This is a genomic window from Mucilaginibacter yixingensis (assembly GCF_041080815.1).
Classification (GTDB): domain Bacteria; phylum Bacteroidota; class Bacteroidia; order Sphingobacteriales; family Sphingobacteriaceae; genus Mucilaginibacter; species Mucilaginibacter yixingensis.
The window spans coordinates 4223488-4236583 of sequence record NZ_CP160205.1 but is presented as its reverse complement, the minus strand read 5'-3'; the positions used below and the strand labels follow the sequence as shown (position 1 = coordinate 4236583).

Annotated in this window: 10 protein-coding genes; 7 read left to right on the top strand and 3 right to left on the bottom strand. The window is 44.7% G+C overall.

From position 1 onward, the window contains the following. Positions 1-14 precede the first annotated feature (14 nt). Positions 15-1304: an aminopeptidase P N-terminal domain-containing protein gene (locus ABZR88_RS17305; RefSeq protein WP_107827222.1), complete on the bottom strand. Its 1290-nt coding sequence runs from the start codon at positions 1302-1304 to the stop codon at positions 15-17. Between the two features lie 150 nt (positions 1305-1454). Between ABZR88_RS17305 and ABZR88_RS17300 the strand changes: the two genes are divergently transcribed. Next, positions 1455-2774, top strand: a complete 1320-nt coding sequence (locus tag ABZR88_RS17300; RefSeq protein ID WP_107827221.1) for an OmpA family protein — start codon at positions 1455-1457, stop codon at positions 2772-2774. A 163-nt stretch (positions 2775-2937) separates the two neighbouring features. After that, the gene (locus tag ABZR88_RS17295; RefSeq protein WP_107827220.1) at positions 2938-3894 is read left to right on the top strand and encodes a nucleotide-diphospho-sugar transferase; all 957 of its coding nucleotides are present in this window, start codon (positions 2938-2940) and stop codon (positions 3892-3894) included. Here ABZR88_RS17295 and ABZR88_RS17290 read toward each other — a convergent pair. Both ABZR88_RS17290 and ABZR88_RS17285 read right to left on the bottom strand, forming a co-directional pair. Next, positions 3891-4958 (bottom strand): acyltransferase, encoded by a 1068-nt coding sequence (locus tag ABZR88_RS17290; protein ID WP_107827219.1) that lies wholly within the window; start codon positions 4956-4958, stop codon positions 3891-3893. The two genes, ABZR88_RS17295 and ABZR88_RS17290, sit on opposite strands and share 4 nt — an antisense overlap. Before the next feature lie 217 nt (positions 4959-5175). Continuing rightward, a complete protein-coding gene (locus ABZR88_RS17285; protein ID WP_245916996.1) occupies positions 5176-5859 on the bottom strand; it encodes a porin family protein in 684 nt (227 codons plus the stop codon). A 128-nt stretch (positions 5860-5987) separates the two neighbouring features. On the opposite strand from ABZR88_RS17285, the gene ABZR88_RS17280 reads away from it, so the two are divergent. The 5 genes from ABZR88_RS17280 to ABZR88_RS17260 all read left to right on the top strand — a co-directional run bounded on the left by ABZR88_RS17280 (position 5988) and on the right by ABZR88_RS17260 (position 13095). Further along, entirely contained in the window at positions 5988-7715 is a 1728-nt protein-coding gene (locus tag ABZR88_RS17280) for a glycoside hydrolase family 3 N-terminal domain-containing protein (protein WP_342748737.1), read from the top strand. A 71-nt stretch (positions 7716-7786) separates the two neighbouring features. Next, positions 7787-8023: a hypothetical protein gene (locus tag ABZR88_RS17275; protein ID WP_146166475.1), complete on the top strand. Its 237-nt coding sequence runs from the start codon at positions 7787-7789 to the stop codon at positions 8021-8023. Between the two features lies 1 nt (position 8024). After that, the gene (locus ABZR88_RS17270; protein ID WP_107827216.1) at positions 8025-8303 is read left to right on the top strand and encodes a type II toxin-antitoxin system RelE/ParE family toxin; all 279 of its coding nucleotides are present in this window, start codon (positions 8025-8027) and stop codon (positions 8301-8303) included. A 96-nt stretch (positions 8304-8399) separates the two neighbouring features. Next, complete coding sequence (locus tag ABZR88_RS17265; RefSeq protein WP_107827215.1) at positions 8400-11570, top strand: ATP-dependent DNA helicase; 3171 nt, start codon at positions 8400-8402, stop codon at positions 11568-11570. A gap of 142 nt (positions 11571-11712) precedes the next feature. After that, positions 11713-13095, top strand: coding sequence for a M28 family peptidase (locus ABZR88_RS17260; protein WP_107827214.1), 1383 nt, complete (start codon positions 11713-11715; stop codon positions 13093-13095). The last annotated feature ends 1 nt before the right edge of the window (position 13096 follow it).

Below are 13096 nucleotides of genomic sequence, written 5' to 3'. Positions count from 1 at the left end.
GAATTTAGAAATCATCAGGAGTTCATCAATTCTTCGATCTCATCAGCCTCAATCGGAATATCGGCCATCAGATCGATATTGCCATCCTGAGTTATCAGGATATCGTTTTCCAGGCGGATGCCCAGACCTTCGGCTGGAATGTAAATGCCAGGCTCGCAAGTGAGGATGTTGCCTGCCGCAAACGGCGTATAACGGCTAGCAAAGTCATGCACGTCTATGCCCAAATGATGCGAGGTGCCATGCATAAAGTATTTTTTATAGGCAGGCACTTTGGCGTCCTGTTTCTCTACGTCGTGTTTATCTAATAGGCCCAGGCCAATCAGCTCGCTGGTCATAATTTTGCCTACCTCATCATGATACTCGTTCCAGATGGTACCGGCTATCAGCATTTTTTTGGCTTCGTGCATTACCCGCAGTACAGCATTGTACACATCACGCTGGCGTTGGGTAAAACGCCCATTTACCGGGATAGAGCGCGTCATATCTGCATTGTAATTAGCATACTCCGCCGCATAGTCCATCAGTATAACATCGCCATCTTTGCAAATCTGGTTGTTATCTATATAATGTAATATGTTGGCATTGGCGCCCGATGCAATAATAGGGCTATAGGCCTGCCCTGTAGCTCGCTGACGGATAAACTCATGGATAATCTCGGCTTCGATCTCGTATTCGGTAACACCTGGTTTTACAAACTTCAGTACACGGATAAACGAGTCGCGGGTAATAGCACAAGCTTTTTGAGTAAGCTCTACTTCAATTTCAGATTTTACCGCACGCAGCTCACGCATAATAGGTGCAGAGCGCTCGTAGTGGTGCAGCGGGTATTTAGAACGCAGATCGTTCAGAAACCGCAGATCGCGGTACGGAACAGTGTGCGCGTAGCGGTCGTTCTCATTAGTATTAATATATATGTTTTCGGCATAATGAATAATACTATGCAATATGGCGTCAAAATCTTGCAGCCAATAGATATTTTCTATGCCTGATGCGGCGCGTGCTTCCTCTTTGGTATACTTGTGTCCTTCCCATACGGCAATATGCTCATTGGTCTGTCTTAAAAAGAGTACTTCCCTGTATAGTGGATTAGGACAATCCGGAAATAAGATCAGGATGCTTTGCTCCTGGTCAATGCCCGTCAGATAAAAAAAATCGGCGTTTTGCTTAAATATGAAGTTCTGGTCGCCGCTTCTTACAAATTCGTCATTAGCGTTAAAAATGGCAATAGAGGCCTTCTTTAATCTCTGAACGAAATTTTTTCTATTTATGAGAAATAAATTATTACTAAGAGGTAGGTATTTCATTTTTGGTAGTTTTTTTTTGTCTCAAAAAACAAAATTTCACTTTATTTGTCACGTAATTATGAAAATTGGAACGGTGTTTGGTGATGAACTTTCAAACATAATTACTAATTTTGGAAAAAATCACAATTAATTGTTTAATCTAAAAAAACTATGAACTATTCTACATTAAAGAAAACAGTCGCCTTGTCGTTTGTTGCTGCAATGGCTGTTGGAATGGCGAAAGCTCAATCAACCGACTCAACAACAACTACTGCCAAGGTATTTGGCGGCAGAGGCCAGTACAACACCTGGAACATTGGTGTTAACGTTGGTGTAACTTCACCTTTTGTCGCTATCGGCGGCTCTAACGATTTTACTAATTGGAAAGGTCAATTAGGCTATGGCGTTTCAGTAAGAAACCAATTAGCCCATTCTTTTGGCTTACAATTAGATGTACGCGGTGGTAAAGTAGCTGGTGACAACAGCAACTTAGCTAGTGGCCAACAAAATGGTTTCCGCGATTTCTCAACTCAGTTCTGGAGCGCTACTTTAGGTGGTGTTGTTAACGTAGCAACTATCGACTATATCCGTCGTAAAAATGCTGTTAACTTCTTCGTTACTGCTGGTGCTGGTTTAGCTTGGTACAACCCAACCGGTACTTTAGCTTCAGGTGCTCACTACGATTGGAAAGCAACTTCAGGTCATGACGTGAAAGAGCTGGTTATTCCTATCGGTGCAGGTGTTAAATTCCGTTTAACAGACGCTGTTGCCCTGAACTTAGGTTACACTGCTAACTTCTACGATGGTGACAACTTTGACGGTAACAAACAAGGTTTTCCTACTAAAGACAAATCATCTTACGGTTACGCCGGTTTAGAGTTTACTTTAGGTCCAAAATCAAAACCAAACCTGGATTGGGTAAACCCAGTTGCTATGATGTATGACGAGCTTTATGATGCTGCACTTCGTCAAGAAGTTGCTGCTTTGAAAAGCCGTGTAAGCAACGTAGAAAACGCTGTTAACGATCTGAAAAAAGATTCTGACGGTGACGGTGTATCTGATCAGTTTGACAAATGCCCTAACACTCCTGCTGGTACAGTAGTTGATGGTGCTGGTTGCGAAATCAAATTCCCTAAAGATACTGTAACCGCTACTGCTCCTGTTGCTGCTGCTTACTCAAACATTCAGTTTGACTTTGATAGCTCAGTACTGAGAACTTCATCTTACCCAGCTTTGGACGCTACTTCAGCTGACCTGCGTAGTGCAACTGGTACTGTATGGGTTAACGGTTTCGCTTCATCTGAAGGTACTGCTGCTCACAACATGCAACTGTCTAAAGACCGTGCTAACTCAGTAAAAACTTACCTGGTTAACTCAGGTGTTGACGCAAAACGCGTTAAAGTTAAAGGTTACGGCGAAACTAAACCAATTGCTGATAACTCAACTGAAGAAGGCCGCGTACTTAACCGTCGCGTTGAATTCAAAAAATAATTAACCGAAAAGGTTTTTTAGATAAAAGCCGTCCTGATATCAGGACGGCTTTTTTTGTTTAAAGCAGTTGCACGCATAAATTATAGGTCTGTTTAGTTATCCGGGGAGTAATTAATGCCCTGTTTATTTCTTTAAGGTTGATTTATTCATCATTTTTGTTTCAATGAGCATATCGCAATCAAACCCATATCAAACCCAATCGGCAGTACTATTTGTTGTGTTTAACAGGCCGGATACTACTCGCCGTGTATTTGAAGAGATCCGTCAGGCACAGCCGCCCCGTTTATACATAGCAGCCGATGGCCCGCGTAAAGATCGTGAGGGTGAAGAAGAAAGATGTATGGAAGCCCGGCAGATAGCGCAGGCTATAGATTGGCCGTGCCAGGTTTTTACGCTATTCAGGGCAACAAATATGGGTTGTAAGGATGCCGTTTCTTCTGCCGTTACCTGGTTTTTTGAAAATGAAGAAGAGGGGATTATATTGGAAGATGATTGCCTGCCAGATAATAGCTTTTTTCATTTCTGCGATACTTTGCTGGCGCTTTATCGTACAGATACACGCGTTAGTATTATAAGCGGCTGTAACTTACAATATGGGCAAAAATATGGCACTGCCACTTATTATTTTTCTAACCTTACACACATTTGGGGCTGGGCCAGTTGGCGCAGGGTATGGAAAGATTACGACAAAGAGCTGGCTCGTTATGATACAGAACAGGTAAAACTAGCCCTGCCAAAAATATTTGCAGAGCCATTGGTTAATGAAACCTGGCTGCACATTTTTAAAGAGTTAAAAGCCGGAAAAATAGATACCTGGGATTATCAGCTTACCTTTCTGGATTTCTTTAATAACAGACTGTCAATCATTCCTAATCAGAACCTGATCTGTAATATCGGATTTGGCGAAGGTGCCACGCATACCTTGTCGGCAGAAAACCCAAACAGTAATATTCCGCTTCAGCCCTTAACCGGTGCTATAACACATCCGTTATTTATATTGCCTCAAAAAGATGCGGACAGCCGTACGCTGTTTCAGGATTTTGATGTAGAGAAACGTAAACGCAGAAATAAAAGATTATCAGCGCGCATAAAACGCTGGTGGAAATCTGCTAAAAGCTAATTTCCTACCAGAACTTTAAGTGGTGTTTTATTGATTAGCGTTACTACAATCCAGGTAATAGTGTAAACAATAACAAATGCAAATATGCGGTAAAGTGCAAAGCCCGCTGCCGACAGGCTATTCTCATCAATAGGCAAGTGCATTAATATTTCATTAAGCAGATAGGTGAAAATGATATAGTGAATGAGGTAAATACCGTATGTAGTTTGCCGCGGCTTCAGGTAATTCAACCCACTGAATTTTTTGTATTTAAGCAGCAGCATGAAAAACAGTAAAGCGTATACTACTGCGCTAAAACGAAGCGTGTTGTAAGGGTCGCGGCTGCCGTGGTGCATAAGAGCTATAGTTTCATACATAGATAGCCCGAGCACAATAATAAGGGCAATAAAGAGGGCTGTGTAAGGTATGCCTTCTATCCATTGATTAATTGGTGTCCAGTGCTTGCGCAGTTGTGCCCCGAGCCAAAGGAAAAAGATGAACCCCATAATGGCAACCGTATGGCTGGGATCTATCCACTCATAATGAATGTTGACGCAATAAAACAAGGTAAAAGCCAACAGTACGCTGCCAAATACCTTTGAGTAGAGGTAACGTTTAAAAATGAGCAGAATGGTAATACTTACCATAAAGTTGATGATAAACCAATAATTGGTATAGAAGTAGGTGATTTTAATATTCTCAAGAATATGGGCAAGGGTAAACCGGCCATCATGGTACATGCCTTCGGTAATGTGCAGCGTAATCACCATGAATATATTAAACATTACAGACCAAAATAACCAGGGCCCAAAAGTGGTTGAAAACCGGCGTTTTAAATATTGCGAAGGGGTATAATCGGTAAACTTATCGCTGATAAGAAAGCCGGCCAGTAAAAAGAATGCAACAGTGCCAAATTTTGTAAGTTCTACCCAACTGAGGTAAACCCAGAATTTATCAGAAAACATTGGGAATTTCCTATCGCCAAAGCAATGTTCAAAAACAATGCTCATCATGGCCAGACAACGGATGTGATCTATAAAATCATAATTTTTTTTTGATGGCTTTTCATCAATTAAATTCTGCATGGGCAAATGTTAGTCCCTAAAAGGGCAATTCAACTTGGAAACCGTTAAAAATCGGTGTTTTTATATTTTAACGGAGATTAGTAGTTTGTGGTACCAGTTTAAAAGTAGGCTGATATCATTGTTTAACGATGGCAAAAGTACGCTTTCTTTAGCAAGCAGAAAACAGGGAAGGGCAAAACGCGTTTGCCCTTCCCTGTTTCTTTAGGTAATTATATTGTTAAAACTTAAACCCAAGGCCTACCTGGAAAACCTGGTTGCGGTAGTCTGGATAAGTAGCGCCGTCTGATGAGTTGTTCTGTAAATCGAGCGTATAACGGCCACGCAGCTCTACGTTCGGGCTCAGATCAATACCTACACCAATTACACCACCCACCAGGCTTTTGTTAAAGCCGTCAGCATCGCGGGTATAGATCTGCTCAGACACGCTGTTGAAGCCCGAGCGGTAGGTGTTTTGCGTTGATGTGAGGAACGAAATCTGCGGACCAACAACCAGGTTAAACGCCGGCGCCAGTTGAATTTTGGCCAGCAAAGGCACATCAATCCAGTTGGTGCGTTGGGTAAAATCGCCATCGGCGGTGTAGGCTTTGTAGCCTTTTTGAGAGAATAGTACTTCGCCCTCAAAGCTTAACGGACGCACGATTGGAATATCTAAACTGGCGCCCACATTCCAACCCACAATAGTATTGGTATTAAAGTTGGAGTTGTTGATATTAACAATGTTTGAAATATTGGCACCTGCTACGATGCCGAATTTTACGCGATAAAAATCGTCGACCGGCCTGCGATAGGTTGTACGTGCTGGCGGGTAACGACGTGGAGGAGGGTAACGGCGCATCTGCGCGTTTACTGTCCCTGCTGCTACCATGAGCAGCAATATTGCAAAAAAGGTCAATTTTTTCATATACGTTAACTTTTGATAGTTATAAGCTATAGATGCTGGTTGTTGGCAAAGGTTTATTCTGTTTATAAAAAATATTTTGAGTGCAACCCTTTGCCGCTTTTACTGTTTAAAAATTACTTTTGATGCTTATGAAAAAATTTGCCACCGCTGTCCTGTTGTTGCTTTTTAATCTGTTGGTATTGAATGTCTTTGCGCAACGTCAGGGTTATATTACTACGCTTGATGAGCAGAACCATTGGGTAGATTCGGTTTTTAATAAGCTGAGCCGCAAGCGTAAGGTGGAGCAGTTATTTTTTGTTCGCGCACATACCAACCGGGGTAGGGCTTATGAAGACTCTGTAGGTAAAGTGATTGCAAAAGAGCAGGTTGGCGGATTGGTTTTCTTTCAAGGAGGGCCGGGCAGACAGCTAAATCTTACCAATAATTATCAGAAACTGGCACATATTCCACTGTTAATTGCCATGGATGGCGAGTGGGGGTTGGGTATGCGTTTAGACAGTACGATTTCCTATCCTTACCAAATGACACTGGGCGCAATTCAAGATACCGCGTTAATCTACAAGATGGGACAGTATGTGGCCTATGATTTTAAACGGATAGGAGCACAGATGAATTTTGCTCCTGATATGGATGTTAATAACAATCCTAACAATCCGGTAATCAACTACCGCTCGTTTGGGGATAACAAATACAATGTGGCGCAGAGGGGAATAGCCTATATGCACGGAATGCAACTCGGCGGCTTGCTTACCACGGCCAAGCACTTCCCGGGTCATGGCGATACGGAGACCGACTCGCATCTTGACCTACCTCAGCTTAATTTTAACCGAGCACGACTAGATTCGCTGGAAGAATATCCTTTCCGTCAGGCCATCGCTGCTGGTATTAGTGGGGTAATGGTGGCACACATGAATATCCCGGCGCTGGATAGCACCAAGAATTTGCCAAGTACGCTTTCTCGCCCCATCATCACGGGTGAGTTGAAAGACTCTTTAAAGTTCAGAGGATTGATAGTATCTGATGCCATGGAAATGAAAGGCGTAACCAAGTATTTCCCTAATGGCGAAGCTGACGTACGTGCGTTTATAGCTGGGAATGATATCCTTGAACTGTCTGAAAACTCTTGCCGCGCGGTTAAAATGATTAAGAAAGCCATCCGTCAGGGCAAGATAGCTCCGGAAGAATTGGACGCCAAAGTTCGGAAAGTACTGGCCGCCAAATACTGGGCTGGGCTGGCCATCTATAAACCTGCAAATCCCACGGGTTTAGCTCAAGATTTGAACCGCCCAGACGCGCTCGCCCTGCAGCAGCAACTGGCGGATAAAGCCGTTACGCTACTGCGTGGCGATTCGGTTATTCGTAATCTTAGTCCGTTAAAACGTACTGCGTTGGTTAGCATCGGTACAAGTGGCGTAACCGTTTATCAGCAGGAACTAGCCAAAGTGTTTATGCCCTGCAAAGAGTTTATGATTGGTAAAGAAGTGCAGATGCCTGAAATGCGAGCCATCCTCAATCAGCTGAAAGGCTTTGATCAGATCATCGTCGGCATTCATGATACCCGCGCCCGCCCCGCCAGCAAGCTTGATTATAGCAGCAACCTTAAACTAATGATTGCCGAACTAGCTTCATATCGAAATGTGGTCATCAGCGTTTTTGCTAATCCGTATACCATTGCTGGTTTGCCAGGCATCGAGAAAAGCGGGGCATTGCTGGCCTGCTATCAGAAAGAAGATTTTATGCAACGTGCCGCCGCCAAAGTGATTTGTGGACAAATTAATGCCGAAGGCAAACTGCCGGTTAGTGTAAATGCCTTCTTCCCGAATGGTGCTGGGATTGTGGTTGAGCCGGCTTTGTGATATATTGAGTTTTAGAAAAGTTGCTTTTGGGGTTGGTTTTCATTTTGGATCAGAATAACGTAAATTTGATTATGGACATTCAAACAGAAAAAATAGCACTAGCTAAAAGGGTGTTGGATATAGAAGATGAGATTCTGCTTAAGGAGCTTAAAACATTGTTGGAAGTTCATGGAAATTACTCACCATTAGATTTGCCGGATTATGTAAAAGAAGGTGTTGAGAAGAGCAGGAGGCAGGTTGAAGAAGGACAAACTATTCCACACAATGAGGTAATGGGAAAATACCCTAAGTATTATAAGCATTTATAGGATGCGGGTAGTTTGGACCGAGAATGCTCATTTTACTTTTGACTCGATTTTAACCCAGATTGAAAATAAATGGGGTGAGGAAATTGCACTGGAGTTTTACCTGGCAACTCATCAAAAAATAACACTAATAGAAGCCAACCCCTATTTATACAAGGAATCATCGATACCAAATACTCGGCACGCGGTTATTAGCAAGCAAACCTCTATGCTTTATGAAATAGGTCTTGATGCTGTGTTGATTCTCTTTTTCTTTGATAATCGTCAAGAACCTTTCATTTAAGAACGAGGCTATTTCATCGTTACTTTAAATAGGTGCACTTTCGTTTGATGGACTCCCTCCGTGTTCCACAACTTTTCTATATTTTTACTATTCACTATGCAATCTGTTCCTGATAAATACCGCCGTAAGTTTGATGATGTTTTAGCCGGATTAAACGCCGAGCAGTTGGCCGCCGTTAATAAAATGGATGGTCCGGTGCTGGTTGTTGCCGGTCCTGGTACGGGCAAAACCCAGATATTGGCGGCCCGTATTGGCAAAATATTGCTGGAAACTGATGCCCAGCCCAACGAGATTCTCTGTTTAACCTATACCGATGCCGGCGCCGTGGCCATGCGAAAACGCTTGTTTGAGTTTATTGGCCCGGAGGCTTATCGTATCCATATACACACTTTCCACGCGTTTTGTAACGAGGTGATCCAGGAGAACCTGGAGTATTTCGGCAAGCTGTCGTTAGAGCCATTGTCAGACCTGGAATCGGCCATGCTGTTCCGCGAGTTGGTGGACGAGTTTCCGAATGATCATCTGCTGAAGCGTTTTACGGGCGATATTTATTATGATGTGCCTCGCCTGCGCAGCCTGTTCTCGTCTATCAAGCGCGAGAACTGGGATGAGGCGATGATTAACAAAGCGGTAGAAGAATATCTGGCCGATCTACCCTTCCGTGAGGAGTTTATGTACAAGCGTGCCAACGCCACCAAAGGCATCAAGGTGGGCGACCCAAAGCAGAAGGAGATTGACGCCGCAACAGAAGTAATGAAAAAACTGCTGGCCGCCGTTGGTGAGTACAGCAAATATGAAAATAAAATGCGCCGCCGCAGCCGTTATGATTATGACGACATGATTATCTGGGTACTGCGTGCCTTTCGCGAGAATGAAGACATTTTGCGGCGTTACCAGGAGCGTTACCAATATGTGCTGGTAGACGAGTTCCAAGATACCAGCGGCTCGCAAAACGAGTTGCTAAAATTCATCATCAGCTATTGGGAAACGCCAAACGTGTTTGTGGTGGGCGATGACGATCAGTCTATCTTCCGTTTTCAGGGTGCCAACATGAAGAACATCCTGGATTTTGCCGGCGACTATGTGCGCACACTGAAAACCATCGTGCTGAAAGAGAACTATCGCTCCAATCAGCATATTCTGGATATCTCTCGCGTGCTGATTGATAACAATAAGGAGCGTTTAACGGCCCAGCTGCAACTCAATAAAAACCTGAATGCGGCGCACCCCCGCTTTGAATTATCGGCTGTGGAGCCGGTGATTCGCGAGTATCAGAACCCCGATCAGGAGGTGGTTGATATTGCCCACCAGATTGAACGGTTAATTGAGGGTGGAACACCTGCTGGCGAGATCGCGATTATTTACCGTAACCATAGCCAGGCTGATGAGCTGATCAATTACCTGCATAGCAAAAAGATTGCGGTAAACACCCGGCGTAAGATTGATATTTTCAGCGATCCCTTTGGCGAGAAGATGGTGAGTATTCTGCGCTATCTGGCAGCAGAACTGGAGTCGCCCTATAGTGGCGACGACCGTCTTTTTGAGCTGATGCACTATGATTTTTTTGACATCGCACCCATTGATATTGCTAAAGCGAGCGTGGCCGTAGCTAGCGAAAATTGGAGTAGTATTACCAAAAATCAGCCTAAAACATCACTGCGCAGGCATATTTCAGAAATGCGCGTGCCTGCGCAGATTGGTTTGTTTGATGCCCCTCCTAATAACGAGATGCGCTACCTGATGCGTCACATTGATGATTTGTTGAAAGATGCCGTGAGCTTAACGCTGCAAGGTTTCTTCCAGCAGGTGGTTAACAAAATGGGTATCTTGAAGTATGTAATGAAACAGCCTGACAAGGGGCATTACATGCAGATGCTGGCCAACTTCTTTGATTTTTTGAAGGATGAAAGCCGCAAAAGCCCGGAGATTACACTGCAACAGTTCATCGATACTATTGATCTGATGAAGGAGAACAACATTCGTCTGGAATTGCATCGAACCATTTTTGCTGATAACGGTGTCAACTTCCTGACGGCTCACGGCTCTAAAGGTCTGGAGTTTGAACATGTGTTTTTGATTGGTTGCACCAAAAAGATCTGGGATAGCAAGGGCCGCAACAGCGGTTTTAGCTTGCCGGATACACTCATGCAAACCAAGACGGACGACTCCGTGCAGATTGAAGAATCGCGCCGGTTGTTCTATGTGGCCTTGACGCGTGCCAAGCAATGCCTAATGGTATCATACCACGGTAAAGACAAAAAAGAGAAAGATCAGGAGGCGTCGCAGTTTATCGGTGAGATATTGGCCGCTACACCATTGCAGATCAGTCACCCGCAGGTGGCGAGCAATGATATGGTTGATTTTATGGCCACACAGTTTAGCGAGGATGATAAGCCGAAGGTTGAACTGCTGGATAAAAACTACATCGATCAGTTGCTGCAAAACTATACATTGTCGGTAACGCATCTGAGTAATTTTTTAGATTGCCCGCTTAGGTTTTACTTCCAGTGTTTGATCAGGGTACCATCGGGCAAAAGCCCGGCTGCTACGTTTGGTTCGGCTGCGCATGATGCCTTGCGTCGCGCCTATCGTAAACTGCAGGATAATAACGAGGAATTTCCGCCGACGGAGGATTTTATGAAGGATTTTCACGTTTATATGTACCGTAACCGCGACGCGTTCACCAAAGAAGAGTTTAAACTACGCAGTGATTACGGTGATAAGATTCTACCCGTGTACTACGACCTGAATGTGCCTTACTGGAATAAAGTAGCCCTGGTGGAGCTACCCATCAAAAATCTGGAAATTGCCGGCGTACCTGTAAAAGGTAATCTGGATAAAGTGGAGTTTCATGGCAAAGAGGTAACGGTTGTCGACTATAAAACCGGTAAATACAAAAACGCTAAAGACAAATTCTTGCGTCCCGACGATGATTTCCCGATCGGCGGTGATTACTGGCGCCAGGCAGTATTTTATAAACTGCTGATTGATAATGATCGTAGTAAAGACTGGCAGGTTACCGGCACCATATTCGATTTCATTGAGCCAATTGCCGAGAGCGAGTATCACAAAGAAAAAGTAATCATCACCCCGGAAGACGAAGAAACCGTGCGTACGCAGATTGTTGAGGTGTATGATCGTATCCAGAAGCACGATTTCGCCACCGGCTGTGGCAAGCCCGATTGCGATTGGTGCCATTTTGTGCGCAGCAATTTTGAGCAACCCGGTAAGATGATGGAAGTAGCGGGCGAAGAAGGAGCTGAGTAATGGCTAAAACTCGTCACGTCATTGTGAGGCACGAAACAATCTCTGCGGAGGATGACCGGACATGCATGTAGATCTTGCAAGTAAAGAGATTGCTTCGTGCCTTACAATGACGTAAGGTTAGAGAACAGGAAACTAAACAAGCATGAAATATCTCAAGATTTTACTTCTTTCGTTACTCACCCTGCCCGCATCGGCCCAAACTACTGTCAGGCAAGATCCTGTTATCAAACAGATGGTAGACGAGGTGTCCTCTCAAAACATCGAGGCTATTATAAAAAAGCTGGTCAGCTTTAAAACCCGCCATACGCTGAGTGATACCACCAGTAAAACCGAGGGTATTGGTGCGGCGCGAAACTGGATTAAGGCCGAGTTGGAAAAATATGCCGCGGCATCAGGCGGTCGTATGACCGTAGCCTTTGATGCCTTTGTGCAACCAGCAGGTGGACGGGTAGACAAGCCAACGGTACTGAAAAACATACTGGCTACGCTGAAAGGCGCTGACCCGAGCGATAACCGGATCTATATTGTTTCCGGTCATTATGATTCGCGTGTAAACGATGTGATGAATGCCAATGCGGTTGAACCCGGCGCGGTTGATGATGCTTCTGGCACGGCCGTATCGATGGAGATTTGCCGGGTGATGGCTAAACATCAGTTTCCCGCCACCATTATTTTTATGACGGTACCCGGCGAGGAGCAGGGCCTGAACGGTTCTACCCACGTAGCCAAACTGGCCAAAGAAGGCCATTGGAATGTGGATGCCATGCTGAACAATGATATTGTAGGCAATACCCACGGCATGGATAATGATCTGAAGGATAATACGCATGTGCGGGTATTCAGCGAGGGCGTACCCTCAACGGCCATTGCTATAAAAGGGGATACTACAGATGCCCGTCGCGCCGCTATGGCTATCAACAGTTTGGTAGGTAACGGGGGCGAGAATGATAGCCCGTCGCGACAATTGGCCCGCTATGTAAAAGAAACTGCCGAGCGCTATGTAGACCACCTGGATGTAAAAATGATCTATCGCCGCGACCGTTACCTGCGCGGCGGCGACCAGACGCCTTTTCTGCAAAACGGTTTCACGGCGGTACGCTTCACCGAGATGAACGAGGATTTTACTCACCAACACCAGGATGTGCGCACCGAAAAAGGTATCCAATATGGCGACCTGCCCGAGTTTGCCGACTATAACTATATCCAAAAAGTCGCTCGCATGAATCTCTCGGTACTGGCTAATCTGGCCTCGGCCCCGGCATCACCCCAGAGCGTACTGATGAGCACGTCGGGCTTAACCAATAAAAGTACCCTGCATTGGGAAGCGCCTAAAAGTGGTCCCAAGCCAGCAGGTTATTATGTGCTGATGCGTGAAACAATCAGTCCGTACTGGGAAAAGAAATTTTTTGTGGCAGGGACGGAGTATACTTCTGCATATTCCAAAGATAATTACTTCTTCGCCGTGCAGAGTGTAGACGCGGAGGGGCATGAGAGTTTGCCGGTTTACCCGAAGGCCGGGAGGTGAT

Excerpts from the sequence above, each read along its gene's own strand:
- ABZR88_RS17305 (WP_107827222.1), bottom strand. The coding sequence starts at position 1,304 with ATGAAATACCTACCTCTTAGTAATAATTTATTTCTCATAAATAGAAAA.
- ABZR88_RS17300 (WP_107827221.1), top strand. The coding sequence starts at position 1,455 with ATGAACTATTCTACATTAAAGAAAACAGTCGCCTTGTCGTTTGTTGCT.
- ABZR88_RS17295 (WP_107827220.1), top strand. The coding sequence starts at position 2,938 with ATGAGCATATCGCAATCAAACCCATATCAAACCCAATCGGCAGTACTA.
- ABZR88_RS17290 (WP_107827219.1), bottom strand. The coding sequence starts at position 4,958 with ATGCAGAATTTAATTGATGAAAAGCCATCAAAAAAAAATTATGATTTT.
- ABZR88_RS17285 (WP_245916996.1), bottom strand. The coding sequence starts at position 5,859 with ATGAAAAAATTGACCTTTTTTGCAATATTGCTGCTCATGGTAGCAGCA.
- ABZR88_RS17280 (WP_342748737.1), top strand. The coding sequence starts at position 5,988 with ATGAAAAAATTTGCCACCGCTGTCCTGTTGTTGCTTTTTAATCTGTTG.
- ABZR88_RS17275 (WP_146166475.1), top strand. The coding sequence starts at position 7,787 with ATGGACATTCAAACAGAAAAAATAGCACTAGCTAAAAGGGTGTTGGAT.
- ABZR88_RS17270 (WP_107827216.1), top strand. The coding sequence starts at position 8,025 with ATGCGGGTAGTTTGGACCGAGAATGCTCATTTTACTTTTGACTCGATT.
- ABZR88_RS17265 (WP_107827215.1), top strand. The coding sequence starts at position 8,400 with ATGCAATCTGTTCCTGATAAATACCGCCGTAAGTTTGATGATGTTTTA.
- ABZR88_RS17260 (WP_107827214.1), top strand. The coding sequence starts at position 11,713 with ATGAAATATCTCAAGATTTTACTTCTTTCGTTACTCACCCTGCCCGCA.